The organism is Aerococcus viridans, from assembly GCF_002871935.1.
Lineage (GTDB): Bacteria > Bacillota > Bacilli > Lactobacillales > Aerococcaceae > Aerococcus > Aerococcus viridans_B.
The window spans coordinates 26,967-46,217 of record NZ_PNHQ01000009.1; the positions used below are offsets into that span (position 1 = coordinate 26,967).

The following is a 19,251-nucleotide window of genomic DNA, read 5'->3' on the forward strand; positions in this document are numbered from 1 at the left end:
ATGACGGATCTATTCATGAAGATAAATGCTATCTAAACCGACATAAATTGCACATAAACACATGATTTGAAAGGATGAGCAACATGACAGTAGATATCAAATGGGCAGAATTAGGTTTTGAATATATGAACTTGCCATACCGTTGGCGTGCCTATTGGAAAGATGGCGAATGGTATAAGAGTGGTTTGGAAACTGAAAATACGATTCAGATTGAAGAAGGGGCACCAATCTTACATTATGGACAAGGCGCTTTTGAAGGGTTGAAGGCATTTAAAACAAAAGAAGGTGATATCCAAATCTTTCGTCCTGACCAAAATGCGAAACGTTTAAATGCATCAGCAGCCCGTTTAGTGATGCCTGAAGTACCAGAAGAAGACTTTATTCACGCGGTTAAAGAAGTAGTTAAAGCCAATGCCGAATATGTGCCACCATATGGTACAGGTGCATCATTCTATCTTCGTCCAACTTTAATTGGCGTAGGAGACAATATTGGTGTACATGCAGCAAAAGAATATATCTTTACAGTATTTGCCATGCCTGTTGGTCCTTACTTCAAGGGTGGAATGGTGCCAACAGCCTTTACAACATCTGAATTTGATCGTGCGGCACCTCATGGTACAGGTGCAGCGAAGGTTGGCGGAAATTATGCGGGTAGTTTACAACCAGGTATCGAAGCCAGAGAAAAAGGTTATTCTGACGTTGTATATTTAGATCCGGCTACACATACAAAAATTGAAGAAGTAGGTTCTGCAAACTTCTTTGGGATTGAAAAAGATACCAATAAATTTGTAACCCCTAAGTCTCCTTCAATCTTACCGTCAATCACTAAGTATTCATTACTTTGGTTAGCTCAACATCGTTTAGGCTTAGAAGTTGAAGAGGGCGATGTGTATATTGATGATTTAGACCGCTTTAGTGAAGCAGGAGCATGTGGTACAGCGGCTGTCATTTCACCAGTATCATTTATTACGCATAACGACCATAAACATGTATTCTATTCAGAAACTGAAGTAGGCCCAATCACAAAAAAATTGTATGATGAATTAGTGGGCATTCAAAATGGTGACGTTGAAGCACCTGAAGGTTGGATTGTTAAAGTTTAAATCAGACTAGAACGATCAATAGTGATTAGCCTATTAAAAAAATGAATTGTTTGTTTGATTTTGAATGAAATATTAAAAGCATGAAAGGGATGTAATATTCCTTTCATGCTTTTTTGATATACAAAAAGAAGGTGAGACAAAAGTCGTTTAGAATTGACGTACTGGACCAAAGGGCGAACAATAATGAAATATTATTGGCGTCATTTGGGAAGTATCGGACAATGCTGACTTTTGGAACTCAATTATAAACGTTCTTATATAGCAAAGAGAGGCTGAGATATTTTTGTCCCAGCCTCTTATTTCTATTTTTAGATAACATCCATGTCTGGAAGTGGGTTTGTTGGGAAGTGATTGAAGTCATAGGTTGCTAATTCATTGATGTCAGTCATGAAGTAAGTACCGCCACGTGCAATCATCAAGTTTAATTCTTTACCTTCTAAACCATTTTCACTTAATAAGACAACGATAGCTGGTTTGTGCATCGCACGCATAAAACCTAACTCAAAGGCTGTGCCGTCATCAACATTTTCAACATCATATAAGAAAACACCAGCATCTGCAGTATTCATTGCAGATAGGTCGTTTTGGTAAGTCGCTACTTGCCATTCAAATGAACCAAAAATACCTTCTGGATCACGGTCAAAAGATGTATCTTTGTATTGGTGATCAAATGGGAAATGAACAACATCAACAGTTGGGTTTGCATTTAAAGCTTTTGTCGCTTCCTCTACACGGCGAACTTGGTCAGGATTGAAAAAAGGCGTTGCTAGATATAGCTTAGTGCTTGCTGAAATGTCTTTACGTTTATCCAATGATATAACCTCTTTCTTAAATTTAAAAATACTTGCTAATGATATTCTACAATAAATAATGTAAAATGTTTAAATATTTCCTTGCCATTCAGTCATAAATTGGTCAAGAAATTGTCGCATAAAGAGTGTTCGTTCATGCGCAATCTCTTTACCAGCTTCTGTATTCATAGAATGTTCCAGTTTTAGTAGTTTTTCATAAAAATGATTAATTGCAGTGGAAGGATGGTTGCGATAATTATCCTTATTTTTCACGTCAATCACAGGGATATTTGGATTATAAATTTCATTATTAGCGTGACCGCCATAGGCAAAAGTGCGCGCAATACCCATTGCACCAAGGGCATCGATTCGGTCTGCATCCTGAACATATTGGCCTTCAACTGACAAATCATACTGTGTAGTTAAGTTTTTTGAGTAGGACATATGTTGTATGGTATAAAGAATATTTTCTCGACTAGTTGGTGAAAGGTGTAACGTATCTAACAATTGTTCAACTTCCATTTGGCTAAAAATAATATCTGAAACGAGCTTGTCATCGATTGTATCATGTAAATATGCAGCAGCTTCAATGACGATTAAAGCTTCAGTATTACCATCACCATAATCTGCTATATACAAGGCTTTAGCGAGTTTAGCAACTCGGTCTGCATGCCAGTAATCATGACCAGTAGGGTCAAAAGCCATGCGTTCTCTTACAAAATCTTGAATTTTCTTAAGTCGTATTACCATTTCCATTTGTTCATCTCCTTAAACAAACAGTTTGCTATTCAAATGCGTCAGCAGTCACAATATCATTTGCAATCATAAAGTTTTTAATATCTTGAATTAAGACATGTTGATGGTGGGGATACTTGACTAAGTCATATTTTTCCATATCAATGAACATCACTTTAGATTGATGATAGTGATTTTTCACCCAATTATCATAACCAGACCATAAGCGGTGGTAATAGTCGATAAGTTCTTCCCCTTGTTCAAAGTCACGTCCACGATTATTTATGCGGGTCATAACAGTTTCAAAAGAACCATGTAGATATAGCATTAAATCAGGATGCTTGCGCGGAATTTCGGATAATTCTTCCATCATATTACGAGATAGATTTTCGTAAATTGAAAATTCTTCTTCACTAATACGTCCAATATCAGTATTCACTCTTGCAAAGTACCAATCTTCAAAAATCGATCGGTCTAAAACCGACTTATCTTCCCTAGAAGCTTGCTTGATTGTTTTAAATCGTGAATTCAAAAAATCTAATTGTGTTAAAAATGGATAACGCTTCAGCAATTGCTCTTCTGGACTGGCTTTGTAAAAATAGGGCAGCATAATGTTATCTTCAACTGATTCATAGAAGGGTTTAAAGTCTAATTCATCTCTGATTAAATTTGTGACGGTGGTTTTACCTAGTCCGATCATCCCACCAACGGTTATCATTGTCATTATATAACTCCTAACTTTTAAAAAAAGAAAACCTTTTATTGGTAAAGGTATCTTAGTGTAATCATATGTGAACTGTTTTTGTCATGAGTAGTGTCTTCTTGCTATACCATGAAAAAAGCACATAACACAATATATAGTGTTTGTATAACAATAATATAACATATATAGTACTTCATACAAGAGGCATTTATAATGATGCAAGGGTCAAAAAGTAAAAGAAAAGAAAGATACTTCTCTGTATTTTATAAATTTCAGTGATAAGAAATTTCAGGACGCCATTACCTATCCCTTTTAAGATAGGATAGGTAAAACTATTTGCATTTTCAAAAGAATAAAACTATACTAGAATTAAGTACAGTTTACAAATGTAAACATAATTTACGATTATATAGTGATTACATAGTATGGAGGTAGAGAATATTGGATAAAGATAATAATGCAAAACATCATCACAATATGCACCATGATCATGGCAACGAACATATGCATCACGAAGAGCATAACCATAACCACCATGATCATAGTGGTCACGGTGATCACGGTGGTCACGGTGATCACGGTGGTCATGGACATGGTGGACATGGCGCTCATATGATGGCTGATTTTAAGCAACGTTTCTGGGTAGTGTTGGTATTATCTATCCCGTTAGCAATTATTGCACCTATGTCGATGCACTTGCTTGGTTATCATATTGATTTTCCTGGGCAAGGGCTTTTAGAATTTGGCCTTGCTACTATTGTATTCTTTTACGGAGGTAAACCCTTCTTAAGTCATGCTTGGCATGAATTGAAATCAGGGGTTCCGGGTATGATGATGCTGATTTCTCTAGCGATTGTCGCAGCTTATGTCTATTCGGTTTTAACCACCTTCTTCATTAGTGGCATGAACTATTATTTTGAACTTGCTAGCTTGATATTGATTATGTTGGCGGGACATTACATTGAGATGAAGGCGCAAATGTCAGCTGGTAATGCCGTTGAATCACTAGCCAAGCTCTTACCATCAGATGCTGAAGTGATTCATGAAGACGGATCAACAAGTGAAGTAAAAGTCGACCAATTGAAGAAGGGCGACCGTATCTTCATCCGGCCAGGTGCGAAGATTCCTATCGACGCTACAGTTTATGAAGGGCATTCTGAAGTAGATGAATCAATGTTGACTGGCGAATCTGTCCCCGTATTAAAAGAAGCGGGTGCGCAGATTGTTGGGGGTGCTATTAATGGGGATGGTATTCTAAAAGCTACTGTAACGAAAACGGGTACAGATACTTATTTAGCGCAAATTATTAACTTAGTTACTGACGCGCAAGCACAAAAATCTAAGGCACAATCAATTGCTGATGTTTGGGCTAAATATCTATTTTATATCGCTTTAGTTGCAGGGATTATCGCCTTTGTTGCGTGGACGGGTGTTGACGGTTATTTAATGGGCTTACAGTTTATGGTAGCAACCTTTGTTATTGCCTGTCCGCATGCACTTGGGCTGGCAGTTCCCTTGGTAAATGCTGAATCTACGTCCTTAGCTGCTGAATCTGGTTTATTTATTCAAAACCGTATCGCTTTTGAAGATGCACATAAGATTGATAAGATCGTTTTTGATAAAACAGGTACTCTTACTCAAGGTGAATTTGGGGTAGATGAGATTACTGTGATGGATGATAAGTTTAATGAAACGTCTCTTTTGCAAATTGTCTACGCGATTGAAAGTCAATCTGAGCATCCAATTGCTCGAGGTATCGTGAAAGAAGCTGAAAGTAGAAAGCTTGAAAAATTACAGGTTGCTGATTATCACAATTTAACCGGTAAGGGGCTTGAAGGGACTGTAAATGGGAAAAACATTCAAATCCTCAGTCCGAAAGCTACTAGACAAGCAGGTTATACATTTGATGAAGCAGCCTTTGAAGCTTCTGCTTCTAAAGGTAGAACCATTGTCTTTGTCATCTATGACCAGGTGCTAGTGGGTGCTATTGCAGTATCCGATATTGTTCGTGAAGAGGCTAAAGCAGTGGTAGCTGAATTGCAAAATAAAGGCATTCAAGTATTGATGTTAACCGGTGATAACCAACAAGTTGCAGATTCAGTAGGAGAAACACTTCATTTAGATGGTGTCTTCGCAGAAGTTTTATCAGATGAAAAAGCCGACAAAATCAAATCACTACAAGCTGACGGTGGACGTGTTGCTATGGTTGGTGATGGTGTTAACGATGCGCCAGCTCTCGCGCAAGCTGATTTAGGAATTGCTATTGGTGCAGGGACAGATGTAGCAAGGGAAACAGGTGATATCATCTTGGTTGATTCAAATATCCATGATGTTTTAAATATCCTGAACCTATCAAAAGCAACCAAACAAAAAATTAACCAAAACCTTATGTGGGGAGCGGGCTATAATGTGGTGGCTATTCCACTAGCGGCTGGTGTGTTAGCTGGATTAGGTATTGTCCTTGGACCAGCTTTGTCAGCTATTATTATGTCCTTGTCTACCGTTGTCTGTGCAGTGAATGCACGGATGTTGCATCGTACTTATAAGAAGGTGCAGAACAAATAAATTAGAGTAGAAATGATGTACATGCTAAATAGTGTTTCCTATTAGTATTATCATTACTATGCCAAAATTTGATTAATTTATTAAAAGGTACTCTTTGAGAAAACCGTGTAATTCATTACATGGATGAACCAAGTTCTAGGGCGCCCGTCATTGTATTGAGTTAATTGATGTGAATATCGCACGATGTTGAAGAATGACTTGTTTCAACGATACGCTTGAGAATTCCTATTTTGATGAAAAAACCATTATTATAAAGGCCATAAATGATATAAAAACCCCTTTTGACACCAAAATGTCAGAAGGGGTTTTGTAATAACGATTAAACATTTGCCTGGATTAAGGCTTCAAATAAGTATTTACTTGATTCGGCTCCTGGATCCGGTTCACCAATAGACCGTTCCCCATAGTAAGAAGCACGACCTTTTGTTGCTTTAAGCTCAGTCGTTTTAGCAGAAGCCTCATCTAAAACCTCTTGATTTAAGCTATTAGCTTTAAGGGCTTCAACTGCCGGATGCCAAATATCAACCATCGTTTTTTCACCAGGTTCTGCTTTACCTCTTTGTTGAATTTTATCTAACCCAGCTGCAAAAATATCCGCGATATTATCTGAGTTCTTAGCTGTTGTTGCCATAGCTAGGAAAGCAGAACCATATAACGGACCGGATGCACCACCAATCTTACTCATGAGGGTTTGTGCAACAGTCATAAAAAGAGCAGATACATCCTCAGATTGTTTATTTTTTAAGGCTTCCTTAGTCGCAACTGCACCGCGAGCCATATTGTTACCGTGGTCTCCGTCACCGATTTTTTGGTCTAAATCAGATAAATAAGCTTTTTCTTCTATTAAACGGTCAAACCATTGGTCTAACCAAGTCATTGTTTCATTTACATCCATATATGACATCCTCTCTTAACTAAACTATCCCCAGGCAGCAGTATTTACCGGTGCTTGTAGTGCTTGTACCCAGTCAGTATCTTCGACTTTTAGCAAGGTTAGAGACGCCCCCTGCATTTCCAGTGAGGTCATCAAGTCTCCTACCTTCACAAAATCAATTTCTAGCCCTTCATCTGCCAACTGTTCTTGAATATCATTCCAGAATAGGTAAAGTTCCATTAATGGAGTACCCCCCATCCCATTGACCAATACAGCGAAACGGTCTCCAGCTGACCAGCTGAATTCTTCTTTTAGTCGGCCAATTAATTCCGCAGCCATTTCTTTTGCAGGCTTGATTTTCTCACGACGGTAACCTGGTTCTCCGTGAATCCCAATACCATATTCAAATTCATCATTTGCAATGTCAAAACCTGGTTTCCCTACCTCAGGAACGGTTGCAGCTGTCAAAGCAAGACCGATAGATTTAAGATTGTCATTCACCTTTTCTGCAATGGCTTTTAAGTCACTTAGAGATTTACCGTGATCTGCGTAGTAGCCTAGGATTTTATGCATGAAGACTGTTCCGGCAATCCCGCGGCGACCGGCAGTATAAGTAGAATCTTCCATAGCGATATCGTCATCCACGATGATTGCGGCGGTTTCAATACCTTCAGCTTCCGCAAATTCTTGAGCGATTTCAAAGTTCATCACATCTCCGGTATAGTTTTTGATGACTACGAAGACACCAGCCCCATTATCAGCAGCTTTTATCCCTTCTAAAATTTGGTCTGGTGTTGGGGAAGTAAAGACCTCTCCAGAAACGGCAGCTGATAGCATCCCTTTACCGACGAAACCTGCGTGACTCGGTTCGTGTCCAGATCCACCACCAGAAACAATACCCACAATATCAGGCGTTTCTACTGTCCGGTATAGGACTTGAGTATCTGGCACTTGGGCAAGAATATCCGCATGGGCACTGGCTAAACCTTTGACCATTTGGCTGACAACATCACCGGGCTGGTTGATAATTTTTTTCATGAAAAAACCTCCTTAGGGATTAGACAATATAGTTATCATCAACAATTTTAAATAATATAAGCACACGTGAGAATGCTTAGCTTTGTTCCTTAATGGCTACTAAAATCTGCTCTGGTGTCCGGTTGATCGTCGATTGAACAGCACCTATGTAAGCACCTTCTACAAGAGGACCTTCAACTAAATGAACATGGGCTTTTAGGTCATCTTCGACGAAGTCTAGGGCAGTTTCAGCAGATAAGACGGCAGACCCCATATCCGTAAAGATGAAGATTTCTTTATCCGAATTGGCAAAAATGGCATCTGTTATCTTACTTACGGATGTACCTATCTCACCATCATCGGTACCACCTGCAGATATGACTGAAAAGGTATTGTTATCATCAGGTACCATGGTTTCAAGCAATTCTTTTAAACCTTCTGTGATGGTTTGACTATGGGACACTAATATTAATAGATTTGTCATATGCGAAAGCCTCCAAATGTAAGTTACTTCAAATTATCTGTACACGCTTACATTTTAACAAGAAAAATCTCTTCCAACAAGTAACAGTTATTAGAAGTTATTTTTTTGATAGGCTAAAACGATTAAAAGTAAACGATTGTCCCTTTTATCAAACAGTTGAGGAGTATGATAGAATGAGCATAACAAAGATAAGGGTAAACAATTATAGGAGGCAGGAAAATGGTAGATATTTTAAAAGATTATAGCCCAGATCGTTCAAACACTAAAGCAATGAAGTGGCATGACTTGCCTCAACAATTTGGCGAGGATAATTTATTGCCTGTTTGGATTGCGGATATGGACTTTGCACCCGCAAGAGAAATTCAAGCTGCTTTGCGCGCTTTTGTTGAAGAGCAATATTATGGTTATTACTCAGTGCCAGAAACTTACTATAAAGCTATTGTAGATTGGACGAAAGCGCACTACAATTATGAAACGAAGGCAGAGTGGTATCGATTTGCACCGGGGGTTTGTACAGGGATCGCCTTTGGCTTACAAGCGTTTACTGAAGAAGGCGATAAAATTTTAATTCAAAATCCTGTTTATAATCCTTTCCGTACGGTAATTGAAGAAGCCAACCGGACTTTAGTGATGCAAGATCTATTAGGAGATGATGTTACAGGTTATACTATGGATTTTGATGCACTGGAAGCAGCCTTTAAAGATGATGATATTAAAGTATTTCTATTTTGTTCACCGCAGAACCCAACTGGTCGTGTTTGGACTAAAGATGAGGTTACACGAGTTGTTGAACTGTGCCAAACATATGGTGTATTGTTATTTACTGATGAAATCCACCGTGACTTAATTATGCCTGGACATACACATGTTGCTGTGGGGACGATTGACCCAGACTTTGATCAATATGTGCTTTTTGCCTCACCATCTAAAACATTTAATTTAGCGGGCTTAAACCATTCATTCATAGTCGTACCAAATGATACCTTACGCCAAACATTAGATGCTTACTTACATAGTATCCACTTAACAGTTGGACAACCTGCTGGTTATATCGGGGCAGAAGCAGCTTATACTTATGGTGCTGACTGGTTAGAAGGGGTGAATCAGGTCATTTGGGATAACTATCTATTATTAAAAGATAAATTAAAAGAAGCTCTACCCAAAGTGACTATTGCTGATTTACAAGGTACCTATTTAGCTTGGCTTGATTTGGGCGCTTATGTTTCAGCAGATAATTTAAAACATGTAGTACAAGAAAAGGCACGTTTAGGCGTTAATTACGGTAGTTTATATTGGCCAACTAAAACGGATGAAACGCATATCCGCATTAACTTAGCGACTACACCAGAAATTATTGGTCAAGCTGCAGATAATTTAATTAAAGCTATTCAAGAAGCATCATAATAAAGAGCAACTAAATTTTCATCTAATTGAAAAAGAAAAACACCTCGATTATCTGACGTTAGGTCAGTTAATCGAGGTGTTTTTACCCATTTATTGTTTGAAAGGTTCGACGTGAACATCGGTTGCGGTGACATTTTGCGTATCTTGTAAGACGATTTCTACACGCTCCGTGATATCATGACCTGCTTGGACACTGATATTTGGATCAACCAAGATGGTGATGTCGATATATACATTAGCACCATAATTGCGGCCACGAATATCAGATACGGCTTGTACGCCTGGGATTTTTTCAACGATATCGCGATAAGTAGTTAATGCTTCTTGAGGAAAGCCATCTGAAAGTGAAAAGGCAGATTCTTTGAAGATATCGTAACCTGATTTAATGATGATTAACCCAACAACAATAGCCATAGCGCCATCTAACCAAACGATGCCAGTACGACTAAGGACAACGGATAGCGCTGTGGCGAAAGAAGTCAGCGCATCCGATAAGTTATCTTTAGCAGAGGCTTTTAAACTAGGGCTATTCAATCTTTTACCTAGACGGTTGTTGTACCAAAATACGCCTGACATGATAAAACCTGAACTTAAACCAACAATAGCATTGATCACAGTTGGTGTGGCGTACTCTTGATTGATCAAAGCAGTAGTTGAATCAATGGTTACGGTAATCCCGATATACAGAATGACAAAGGACATGATGAGGGTTGTAAGGGTTTCGATTTTATAGTGACCGTAACGGTGGTTATGGTCAGCAGGACGCTGAGATAAAATCATCCCCACAAGTAATACAATGGATGTGAAAGAGTCAGTAAAGTTATTTAAACCATCAGCAAATACAGCATCAGAGTTAAAGCTATAACCAACAATTAATTTAGTAGTAGAAATAATGATATAAGTTACAATGCTTAAGTAAATGCCTCTTCTAGCATAATGTTGGGTTGATTTAGTGGTGTTAGACTGTTGTTTAGGGGAAAAATTTTGCTTGTTCACTGTTGGTAGCACTCCTTTAATAACTGATAACACATTGAAAAAAATCAATTCTTTCCATTATACGTACTCATAATCTATTATTCAAGCGTTTTTAACGCATTTTTCTTTAAATCATTTCTATATGAAATTAATCAAAATTATGATTGACTTAATATGTCAAGTAATATAACATGAGATTAAAATACAATTAAAAAAGAATGAAGGTGAGTTGGCATGAAGGAAAAAGAGCTACGACGTACACTAGCAGTTTTCCCAATTGGGACAGTTGTACAGCTAACAGATTTGACACCCAGACAGGTACGTTATTATGAAGAGCAAAAGTTAATTAAGCCAAAACGTTCAGAAACAAACCGTCGGATGTATTCCTTGAATGATGTCGATCGATTATTAGAAATCAAAGATTATTTAAATGAAGGCATGAGTATTCAAGCAATTTACAATACGTATAATCGTCAACATACACAACCTAAGGTGACGGATACAAAGCAGCTGACCGATGAAGATGTCCGCCGAATTCTATATAATGAGATTTTAAATCAAGGTGGTTTCCGAAATGCTGGAGCCGACCAAGATTATCCATTTCGTTAATCCTCGGTTAGTTGAAGATGGCGTGAAAGTGATTAAAAAATTAGTATATATCATATAGAGGAGATTTTTTATGAACCAAATTAATAAAGATTACCAACGATTACCAGGCTCTTATTTATTCGCAGAAGTAAAACGTCGTCAAGAAGCTTATGAAAAAGCACATCCAGATCAAAACGTGATTCGTTTAGGTGTAGGTGATGTGACCCTACCTTTAGCACCGGCAGTTATTGAAGCTTTACACCAGGCTGTTGACGAACAAGCGGATGCTGCCACTTTCAAAGGGTATGCGCCAGATCATGGTTATGACTTTTTACGAGAAGCTATTCAAAAGAATGACTTTGCAGCACGTGGTGCAGATATAGCAGTGGATGAAATCGTGATTTCTGATGGTGCTAAATCTGATTCTTCAAATATCCAAGAAATTTTTGGTCCAGACATCAAAATTGCTGTTGGAGACCCAGTTTACCCAGTGTATATTGATTCGAATATCATGGCTGGACGTGGTGGTGACTATGATGAAGAAACTGGTAAATGGTCTGATTTAGTTTATTTATCAGCCACAGCGGAAAATAACTTTAAACCAGCTTTACCTGAGGAGCCAGTTGACTTAGTATACCTTTGCTATCCAAATAATCCTACAGGGACAACCTTAAATACAGCTGACTTACAAAAATGGGTGGATTGGGCAAACGAAAATGATGCCATTATCATTTTTGACTCAGCGTATGAATCATTTATTACCGAGGAGGATGTACCACATTCCATTTTTGAATTACCTGGTTCACGTACTTGTGCGATTGAAATCCGTTCATTCTCAAAACGAGCTGGATTTACTGGTGTACGCTTAGGCGCAACCATTATTCCAAAAGAGCTAGAAATTGATGGGGTATCTTTATTAGATCTTTGGAAACGTCGTGTTTCAACGAAATTTAATGGTGCACCTTACATCGTGCAACGTGCAGGAGAAGCGAGCTATTCTAAAGAAGGAAAAGCGCAAATTGAAGAAATGTTAGCTTACTACCGTCGCAATGCTCGCCTAATCAAAGAAGGATTAGAAACAGCAGGATATGAAGTATTTGGTGGTGTGAACGCCCCTTACGTTTGGTTGAAAACACCTCAAGGCATGGATTCATGGGACTTCTTTGACTTTCTACTAGAAAATGCTCAAATTGTTGGGACACCTGGTGTTGGTTTTGGACCTTCAGGAGCAGGCTACTTCCGATTAACAGCCTTCAATACATACGAAAAAACTGCAGAAGCTGTTGAACGTATCAAAGCTTTAAACAAATAAATATCATCTTCAAGGGAAAAGGATCTGTGGTATCAATATCGCAGACCTTTTTTTGCTTGTGTATAGATTTACTTATCCTCCTATTCACTCAATCATCGCTTTTATCGATTATTCTTGAGTGATTATGCATAAACTAGCTATCTAATTAGACATGTTAAGATGGCAGTAATGGCTTTAAATAAAGTTTTGGGAGGAATAAATGATGAAGAAAGCTTTATGGTTGATAACAGGAGCTACCTTTTTCCTAGCTGCATGTGGCAATGGTGAATCAGCAGAGTTGGATCAGATATCTGTTGCGTCACGGGGGTCGGATGTAGAAATATGGGACTATATAGCAGAGTCAGATGCAGCTACAGAAGCAGGTTTAGCGATTGAAGTGATTTCAATTGATGGTGATGGGGTTCAAACGAATACTGCAACGGCTGAAGGCGAGGTAGATGCTAACGCCTTTCAGAATCTAGGTTACATGGAAACGTTCAATGAAAATTCAACCAACCAACTAGTACCAATTGCGACAACTTACCGAGAACCCATGGGAATTTACTCTGATCAATATACAGCCATTGATCAGGTGGCTGAGGGAGATTTAGTCGGAATTTCTACTAATAGTGCTAGTCAAGCCCGTGAATTATCGGTACTTGCAGGTGCTGGTATCATTACTTTAGTGGATGACTTTGATCCTAATGCAGGAACAATCAACGATATCGCAGAAAATCCCCTAAATTTAGAATTTATTGAGGTAGATGAATTACAATTAGCCCGTAGTTTATCTGATTTAAATCTGGCGGTCATAGGGAATACGATTGCCCTAGAATCAGGATTAAATGTTACGAAAGATGCGATTTATGTGGAAGAATTAGATGAGCATGCAAATGGCACAATTAATGTGATTGCTACTGCAGCCGGTAATGAAGATGACGAAAATCTACAGAAACTAAGTGCTTTATACCATTCTGATGAAGTCCAAACATTTATTGCTGAAACTTTTGATGGGACAAAGTTAGAAGTAGAAATCCCTATTGAAGAAGTATGGTCAGTAGATTAAGTAATAGGTATGTCAAGATCAGTGTCATATTTTCTGTCATCATTGTAGGGTGAAATGACTTTTCTGGTTAGATTTGGTATTATTTTATACAAGGAATGAATTATGCGCAAAGTACAGAATCTATACAAAATCTGATTTTGCGCATTTTTTGATATATATGAGAAAACTTTAATCGAAAGATAAAAGAAAAATTTGCAAACTTTATAACTTATACAACATGTTAAGAAAAAAACTGATTTAACAGCATTTATAACTATTTTTTGAGTAAAAGAGTCTGTTTAATTGTTTTAAAGTCTAGTCATTCGCAATCTTTTGCAAAAAAATGACGGATTTTGACAAAAATCCTGATTTTCTTTAGTATTTTATGATTGTATTTGGAAGATTTTACTTATATACTTGGAAACGGATACAGGTGTCCAAATTTTATTTAGGGAGGTTTAATAGGATGATAGGAATTATTTTAGCGAGTCACGGTAAGTTCGCTGAAGGCATTAAACAATCTGCTGAGATGATTTTCGGAGAGCAAGAAAATCTGCAAGCAGTGACCTTTATGCCTGAAGAAGGGCCAGATGATTTACGTGCCCACCTTTTGGAAGCAGTCGAATCTTTCGATGATACGTTACAAATTCTATTTTTAGTTGATTTGTGGGGAGGGTCACCATTCAACCAGGCCAATGCAATTCACGAAGAAATGCCAGAACGTACGGCAATTGTAAGTGGATTAAATCTACCGATGCTCTTGGAAGCTTTGGGACAACGCTTTGCTTCTGACCAAGTAGCAGATGTTGCCAAACACATTTTAACAAGAGATGTGGCAGGTATTCGTGTAAAACCTGAAGCGCTAGGTGAAGGTATTGATGCCCCAGCTGAAGCAGCTAATGAGGAAGGCGAAGAAGCGCAAGTAGGTACCTTAAAACCGGGTACAGTGTTAGGCGACGGCAAAATCAAGTATGTACTAGCGCGTGTAGATACACGTTTATTACATGGGCAAGTAGCTACTGGTTGGGTACGTTCAGTAAATCCTAACCGTATTATTGTCGTATCTGACAAAGTAGCTAAAGATGATATGCGAAAATCATTGATTCAACAAGCTGCACCATCAGGTATTCGTGCAAACACTATTCCAGTATCTAAACTAGCTGAAGTTGATAAAGATCCACGTTTTGGTAATACAAAGGCATTATTATTATTTGAAACTCCACAAGACGTATTAGCAGCAATTGAAGCTGGTGTAGATATTAAGGAAGTTAACTTAGGGTCAATGGCCCACACTAAAGGGAAAACAATGATTTCAAGATCATTGTCTGTAGACGAAGAAGATGTAGCAACTTTACAAAAATTAAAAGACCTAGGGGTTAAATTTGATGTGCGTAAAGTCCCAGCAGATTCAGATGAAAACTTAGACAAACTGTTGAAAAATCATGATTTAATTTAAAAGGGAGGTCGACAGAAAGATGGATATTTCAATTTTTTCAGCTATAGCTATTTGTATTATTGCATTATTCGCTGGTTTTGAAAGTGTGTTGGACTCTTTCCAATTACACCAACCAATTCTTGTTTGTACATTAATTGGTCTTGCAACAGGTAACTTAACAGAAGGATTACTATTAGGTGGTCAATTACAATTAATCGCTTTGGGTTGGATGAATATCGGGGCAGCGCAAGCGCCGGATGCCGCTCTAGCAGGTGTAATCGCAGGTATTTTAGTATTAACTAAAGGTGCTTCTGTATCTGAAGGTATTGCAATTGCAGTGCCTTTAGCAATCGCTGGTCAAGTATTAACAATCTTCGTTCGTACAATGACAGTAGGTTTGGCGCATTATGCGGATGCTCAAGCGGAAAAAGGTTCTATTCGCGGTGTTGAATCTGCAAATATGATGGCTTTAGCCTTACAAGGTTTACGTGTAATGATTCCAGCAATCGCTACTTTAGCCTTACCAGCTTCAGCTGTGCAAGGTGCGTTAGCTGCTATTCCAGACTGGATTACAGGTGGTTTAGCTGTTGGTGGTGGTATGATCGTTGCTGTAGGTTACGCAATGGTTATCAACATGATGGCAACAAAAACGACATGGCCATTCTTCTTTATTGGTTTTGCGTTAGCAGCTGTAACAGAATTAAACTTAGTGGCAATGGGTATTATCGGTGTTGCCTTAGCACTTATCTACATTGAATTATCTCCACAATTTAATGGCGGTGGCGGTTCAGGATCTGGTGGTTCAGGTTCAGTTGAGGCCCAATTAGATGCCATTTTAGAAGATTATTAAGGAGGGGAAGACATGACTGAAGAAGTAACAAAGCGTGTATCATTAACGAAAAAAGACCGTATAATTGCAAACTGGCGATTAACTTTCGTTCAAGCTTCATGGAACTACGAACGTATGCATAACGTTGGTTGGGCCTATGTACTAGCCCCAGCAATCAAAAAATTATATACAAGTAAAGAAGAACGTACAGCAGCTTTACAACGTCACTTGGAATTCATTAACTCTCACCCTTATGTTGAAGCACCTATTTTAGGGGTAACTTTAGCTATGGAAGAAGAAAAGGCCAATGGTACAGATATTGAAGACCAAGCCATCCAAGGGGTTAAAGTTGGTATGATGGGACCACTTGCTGGTGTGGGTGACCCAATTTTCTGGGGTACTTTACGTCCAGTAATTGGTGCTTTTGCTGCATCACTTGCTTTAAGTCAATCGATGCTTGGACCGATTCTATTCTTTGTACTTTGGAACTTAATCCGTGTAGCCTTCACTTGGTATACTCAAGAATTAGGTTACCGTGCCGGTTCTGAAATTACAAAAGACTTATCTGGTGGGATTATTCAAAAAATCACTGTTGGGGCATCTATTCTAGGGATGTTCGTTATGGGGGTATTGGTACCTCGTTGGACAACAATGAATTTCCCAAGAGTCATTTCTGAAGTAACCAATCAAGAAGACGCTATTGTAAACTTTGATGGTTTAGTTCAAGCAGCTAATAACAATAACGTCACTGCAGATAGCTTCCGTGATGTGATTAATCAAATTTCATCAGGTCAGTTAGTGAATACAACAACCCAAACAACATTAGGTGATGTATTTAACCAATTATTACCTGGTATGATGCCGTTACTATTAACCTTATTATGTATGTACTTATTAAAACGTAAAGTCAGCGCAACTACCTTGATTTTCTCTATCTTTGCGGTCGGTATCGTGCTTTACGTACTAGGAATCATGGGTTAAGATGACAGCTCAATTAAATACTGAAGTAACGTTCGTCTCCAAAGCAAATGCGATGATTAATCCTATCGATCCCAAATCAGGTTTACTGATGGTGGGCGATAAGGGTGTCGAATTTCGTGAGGAGAACGGACCAGGCTTCATTCAAATTCCATGGGTTAACATTTCACGTATTCGCGTGCAAATGTTCTTCAAAGGACGATATGTCCGCGGCTTCTATTTTGAAACCGATGAAGGGCAACTCCTGGAATTTGTTGTTGATGAAGCTAAAGATAGTCTGCGGGCAATGCGCAAGTATCTGCCCCGAGAAAAATTTGTCGCACAACAAAGTAACCTGGCTAATCTGTTTAAAAATCCTTTTAAACGCCGAAAAAAAGACAAGGAGTAGTGATGATGCAAGGACCCATATTCTTAAAGCCTTACCTAGAAGAAAAAATCTGGGGTGGGCAGAAATTACGCAGTCAATTTAAATTGGATATCCCATCAAACCAAACGGGAGAAGCGTGGGTCATTTCAGGACATGAACATGGGCAATCTGTTGTGACATCACCGGAATCTCTTGCTGGTCTAACACTTTCTGATTTATACCATCAACATCCAGACTTGTTCCTAGGTCAAGCGACTGATCGTTTTCCATTATTAATTAAAATTATTGATGCTAAAGAAGACTTATCCGTACAAGTTCATCCTGATGACGCGTATGGACTAGCGCATGAAAATGATCTTGGGAAAACTGAATGTTGGTATGTTATGGATGCTGATCCAGGTGCTTACCTAATTTACGGCCATAATGCACGGAACAAAGCACAATTTCTAGAAATGGTTGAGGACAATGAGTGGGACCAACTCTTACGAAAGGTACCTGTTCATGCTGGCGACTTTTTCGCAGTACCAGCTGGTACTATCCACGCTATTGGTGGTGGCGTATTAATCCTAGAAACACAACAGAGTTCTAATACAACTTACCGAGTTTATGATTATGGACGTAAAGATGCGCAAGGTAATGAACGTGACCTACACATCCAACAATCAGCGGATGTGACCATGTTCCCTCACCAAGATACTTTAGCAGATGGACGAACAACCGAATTACCAGGTGGATCAATCCAAGAATTTTGGACTAACGAATACTTCTCTGTGGCAAAATGGACAGTCGAGGATAATTTGCATATCAATTTATCTGACAAGTACCAATTATGTACTGTTCTTGATGGTCAAGGGCAAGTAACGGTTGGTGACAAAACTTGGGCTGTAAAAGCAGCTGATGCCTTTATCTTGCCAAGTGGTTTAAGTGAGGTAATACTTACCGGTCAATTCAGTTTAATGGTTGCAGAAGAAGCATAAAATTTAGCATACAAAAATAGCTCAAGGGATAAGCGTTGGCTTTCATATCCCTTGGGCTATTTTTAATATATTCTAGTTAAGGAAGTGGCAGTGTGAACTTCGGTTAGTCAAGATAAGGGGCATCATGACTATTCAAGAAACTATAACCCAGCCCCATAATGACACCACCACCTATTAAATTCCCGATAAAGGCGATAGTCCAATTCATCAACACAGCGACTAAATTCATCTCATTACCTGAGAAGAAAGCTAAACTCATTAGGGAGAAGTTTGCAATAATATGCTCAAAACCACCATAAACAAAGAGAAAAATAACAGCAATAATGAAGAACAAGCGTGCAGTATCATCTTTCATTTTCATTTGTCCCATGATGGTGATATTTACAAATATATTTGCAAGAATCCCATCTATGAATAAGGTCCAAATATCTTTATCTAATTTAGCGTTAATAACTGTCATTAGCGCTGAGTCGGCATTAAAATAATGTGCTGCACTTGAATTGCCAATAAGAATACCTACAATAATAGCACCTAGTAAATTCATTAGCGTACAAATAACGATGATTGTTAAAGCTTTTGACCATGTTAAATTTCGACGATGAGCACCTGTGAAGAGGTACATCATATTTGAAGTAGCTAGTTCACCGTTTAAATAAATAATCATTGCTAATCCTATGGGGAATATGAGGGCATAAGTGATTTTACCCAAAGGAGGATAGTCTAAAGCAATGACATCCCAAAGTATCATGCCGATTGCGGTTGGTAAGGTTAAGAAAAACCCCGCATATATTGCTCTCAACAAATATTTTGTTTTTGATTGGTCAAAAAGGGTCTCTTTTTTGCTAACTGCACCATCGATTTTATTCATAAAATTTGAAATAGGCTTGTCGCTCATATCTTAACTCCTTGTCATCATTTTTCAATATTAGGAAAATCTTCTCTCAAGGATAGACTACCATAGAATGCAGGCGATTGTTTCTAAAATTCATATATTTCCTATTTTTAAGTTATGTAAATAGTGATTCCATGATAAATGTTTCACAATATAAAGAATTTTGTACTCGATTGTACTCTTTGATTTTGAAATGAA

19 protein-coding genes are annotated in these 19,251 nt (G+C 38.3%); 11 read left to right on the forward strand and 8 right to left on the reverse strand.

Annotation, left to right across the window (positions count from 1 at the left end; all coding sequences use genetic code 11):
- Positions 1-83: 83 nt before the first annotated feature.
- Entirely contained in the window at positions 84-1,103 is a 1,020-nt protein-coding gene (locus CJ191_RS04800) for a branched-chain amino acid aminotransferase (RefSeq protein WP_102199135.1), read from the forward strand.
- A gap of 308 nt (positions 1,104-1,411) precedes the next feature.
- On the opposite strand, the gene CJ191_RS04805 is transcribed toward CJ191_RS04800, so the two are convergent.
- The 3 genes from CJ191_RS04805 to CJ191_RS04815 all read right to left on the reverse strand — a co-directional run bounded on the left by CJ191_RS04805 (position 1,412) and on the right by CJ191_RS04815 (position 3,353).
- Entirely contained in the window at positions 1,412-1,915 is a 504-nt protein-coding gene (locus tag CJ191_RS04805) for a nucleoside 2-deoxyribosyltransferase (RefSeq protein ID WP_070468545.1), read from the reverse strand.
- A 69-nt stretch (positions 1,916-1,984) separates the two neighbouring features.
- The gene (locus tag CJ191_RS04810; RefSeq protein ID WP_070468543.1) at positions 1,985-2,650 is read right to left on the reverse strand and encodes an HD domain-containing protein; all 666 of its coding nucleotides are present in this window, start codon (positions 2,648-2,650) and stop codon (positions 1,985-1,987) included.
- 28 nt (positions 2,651-2,678) lie between these two features.
- Positions 2,679-3,353: a deoxynucleoside kinase gene (locus CJ191_RS04815; RefSeq protein WP_070468541.1), complete on the reverse strand. Its 675-nt coding sequence runs from the start codon at positions 3,351-3,353 to the stop codon at positions 2,679-2,681.
- Between the two features lie 420 nt (positions 3,354-3,773).
- Between CJ191_RS04815 and CJ191_RS04820 the strand changes: the two genes are divergently transcribed.
- Positions 3,774-5,897, forward strand: a complete 2,124-nt coding sequence (locus CJ191_RS04820) for a copper-translocating P-type ATPase (protein ID WP_102199136.1) — start codon at positions 3,774-3,776, stop codon at positions 5,895-5,897.
- Positions 5,898-6,216: 319 nt separating this feature from the next.
- On the opposite strand, the gene dhaL is transcribed toward CJ191_RS04820, so the two are convergent.
- From dhaL to dhaM, 3 genes are all read right to left on the reverse strand, one after another.
- Positions 6,217-6,792: a dihydroxyacetone kinase subunit DhaL gene (dhaL, locus tag CJ191_RS04825; RefSeq protein WP_102199137.1), complete on the reverse strand. Its 576-nt coding sequence runs from the start codon at positions 6,790-6,792 to the stop codon at positions 6,217-6,219.
- A gap of 24 nt (positions 6,793-6,816) precedes the next feature.
- On the reverse strand, positions 6,817-7,809 hold the full coding sequence (gene dhaK / locus CJ191_RS04830) for a dihydroxyacetone kinase subunit DhaK (RefSeq protein WP_102199138.1): 993 nt from the start codon (positions 7,807-7,809) through the stop codon (positions 6,817-6,819).
- A 76-nt stretch (positions 7,810-7,885) separates the two neighbouring features.
- A complete protein-coding gene (dhaM, locus tag CJ191_RS04835) occupies positions 7,886-8,272 on the reverse strand; it encodes a dihydroxyacetone kinase phosphoryl donor subunit DhaM (protein ID WP_070468537.1) in 387 nt (128 codons plus the stop codon).
- A 219-nt stretch (positions 8,273-8,491) separates the two neighbouring features.
- Here dhaM and CJ191_RS04840 point away from each other — a divergent pair, with 219 nt between their 5' ends.
- Positions 8,492-9,676, forward strand: coding sequence for a MalY/PatB family protein (locus CJ191_RS04840; RefSeq protein WP_070468536.1), 1,185 nt, complete (start codon positions 8,492-8,494; stop codon positions 9,674-9,676).
- A 90-nt stretch (positions 9,677-9,766) separates the two neighbouring features.
- On the opposite strand, the gene CJ191_RS04845 is transcribed toward CJ191_RS04840, so the two are convergent.
- Positions 9,767-10,672 (reverse strand): cation diffusion facilitator family transporter, encoded by a 906-nt coding sequence (locus CJ191_RS04845; protein WP_070468535.1) that lies wholly within the window; start codon positions 10,670-10,672, stop codon positions 9,767-9,769.
- A 213-nt stretch (positions 10,673-10,885) separates the two neighbouring features.
- Here CJ191_RS04845 and CJ191_RS04850 point away from each other — a divergent pair, with 213 nt between their 5' ends.
- The 8 genes from CJ191_RS04850 to CJ191_RS04885 all read left to right on the forward strand — a co-directional run bounded on the left by CJ191_RS04850 (position 10,886) and on the right by CJ191_RS04885 (position 18,161).
- Positions 10,886-11,260, forward strand: coding sequence for a MerR family transcriptional regulator (locus CJ191_RS04850; RefSeq protein ID WP_070468534.1), 375 nt, complete (start codon positions 10,886-10,888; stop codon positions 11,258-11,260).
- A gap of 70 nt (positions 11,261-11,330) precedes the next feature.
- Positions 11,331-12,551: an LL-diaminopimelate aminotransferase gene (locus CJ191_RS04855; protein WP_070468532.1), complete on the forward strand. Its 1,221-nt coding sequence runs from the start codon at positions 11,331-11,333 to the stop codon at positions 12,549-12,551.
- 202 nt (positions 12,552-12,753) lie between these two features.
- Positions 12,754-13,596 carry a MetQ/NlpA family ABC transporter substrate-binding protein gene (locus tag CJ191_RS04860; RefSeq protein ID WP_102199139.1) on the forward strand — a complete coding sequence of 281 codons (843 nt, stop codon included), beginning with the start codon at positions 12,754-12,756 and terminating at the stop codon, positions 13,594-13,596.
- A 445-nt stretch (positions 13,597-14,041) separates the two neighbouring features.
- Positions 14,042-15,031 (forward strand): mannose/fructose/sorbose PTS transporter subunit IIA, encoded by a 990-nt coding sequence (locus CJ191_RS04865; RefSeq protein WP_102199140.1) that lies wholly within the window; start codon positions 14,042-14,044, stop codon positions 15,029-15,031.
- A gap of 19 nt (positions 15,032-15,050) precedes the next feature.
- Positions 15,051-15,860 carry a mannose/fructose/sorbose family PTS transporter subunit IIC gene (locus CJ191_RS04870; protein ID WP_102199141.1) on the forward strand — a complete coding sequence of 270 codons (810 nt, stop codon included), beginning with the start codon at positions 15,051-15,053 and terminating at the stop codon, positions 15,858-15,860.
- Positions 15,861-15,872: 12 nt separating this feature from the next.
- The gene (locus CJ191_RS04875; RefSeq protein ID WP_102199142.1) at positions 15,873-16,820 is read left to right on the forward strand and encodes a PTS system mannose/fructose/sorbose family transporter subunit IID; all 948 of its coding nucleotides are present in this window, start codon (positions 15,873-15,875) and stop codon (positions 16,818-16,820) included.
- Between the two features lies 1 nt (position 16,821).
- Positions 16,822-17,205, forward strand: a complete 384-nt coding sequence (locus CJ191_RS04880; protein WP_070468523.1) for a DUF956 family protein — start codon at positions 16,822-16,824, stop codon at positions 17,203-17,205.
- Positions 17,206-17,210: 5 nt separating this feature from the next.
- The gene (locus tag CJ191_RS04885) at positions 17,211-18,161 is read left to right on the forward strand and encodes a type I phosphomannose isomerase catalytic subunit (RefSeq protein WP_070468521.1); all 951 of its coding nucleotides are present in this window, start codon (positions 17,211-17,213) and stop codon (positions 18,159-18,161) included.
- 103 nt (positions 18,162-18,264) lie between these two features.
- Here CJ191_RS04885 and CJ191_RS04890 read toward each other — a convergent pair whose 3' ends face one another.
- Positions 18,265-19,056 (reverse strand): formate/nitrite transporter family protein, encoded by a 792-nt coding sequence (locus CJ191_RS04890; protein WP_102199143.1) that lies wholly within the window; start codon positions 19,054-19,056, stop codon positions 18,265-18,267.
- Between the last annotated feature and the right edge of the window lie 195 nt (positions 19,057-19,251).

Excerpts from the sequence above, each read along its gene's own strand:
- CJ191_RS04800 (WP_102199135.1), top strand. The coding sequence starts at position 84 with ATGACAGTAGATATCAAATGGGCAGAATTAGGTTTTGAATATATGAAC.
- CJ191_RS04810 (WP_070468543.1), bottom strand. The coding sequence starts at position 2,650 with ATGGAAATGGTAATACGACTTAAGAAAATTCAAGATTTTGTAAGAGAA.
- CJ191_RS04815 (WP_070468541.1), bottom strand. The coding sequence starts at position 3,353 with ATGACAATGATAACCGTTGGTGGGATGATCGGACTAGGTAAAACCACC.
- dhaL (WP_102199137.1), bottom strand. The coding sequence starts at position 6,792 with ATGGATGTAAATGAAACAATGACTTGGTTAGACCAATGGTTTGACCGT.
- dhaK (WP_102199138.1), bottom strand. The coding sequence starts at position 7,809 with ATGAAAAAAATTATCAACCAGCCCGGTGATGTTGTCAGCCAAATGGTC.
- dhaM (WP_070468537.1), bottom strand. The coding sequence starts at position 8,272 with ATGACAAATCTATTAATATTAGTGTCCCATAGTCAAACCATCACAGAA.
- CJ191_RS04840 (WP_070468536.1), top strand. The coding sequence starts at position 8,492 with ATGGTAGATATTTTAAAAGATTATAGCCCAGATCGTTCAAACACTAAA.
- CJ191_RS04850 (WP_070468534.1), top strand. The coding sequence starts at position 10,886 with ATGAAGGAAAAAGAGCTACGACGTACACTAGCAGTTTTCCCAATTGGG.
- CJ191_RS04855 (WP_070468532.1), top strand. The coding sequence starts at position 11,331 with ATGAACCAAATTAATAAAGATTACCAACGATTACCAGGCTCTTATTTA.
- CJ191_RS04860 (WP_102199139.1), top strand. The coding sequence starts at position 12,754 with ATGAAGAAAGCTTTATGGTTGATAACAGGAGCTACCTTTTTCCTAGCT.
- CJ191_RS04865 (WP_102199140.1), top strand. The coding sequence starts at position 14,042 with ATGATAGGAATTATTTTAGCGAGTCACGGTAAGTTCGCTGAAGGCATT.
- CJ191_RS04870 (WP_102199141.1), top strand. The coding sequence starts at position 15,051 with ATGGATATTTCAATTTTTTCAGCTATAGCTATTTGTATTATTGCATTA.
- CJ191_RS04875 (WP_102199142.1), top strand. The coding sequence starts at position 15,873 with ATGACTGAAGAAGTAACAAAGCGTGTATCATTAACGAAAAAAGACCGT.
- CJ191_RS04880 (WP_070468523.1), top strand. The coding sequence starts at position 16,822 with ATGACAGCTCAATTAAATACTGAAGTAACGTTCGTCTCCAAAGCAAAT.
- CJ191_RS04885 (WP_070468521.1), top strand. The coding sequence starts at position 17,211 with ATGCAAGGACCCATATTCTTAAAGCCTTACCTAGAAGAAAAAATCTGG.
- CJ191_RS04890 (WP_102199143.1), bottom strand. The coding sequence starts at position 19,056 with ATGAGCGACAAGCCTATTTCAAATTTTATGAATAAAATCGATGGTGCA.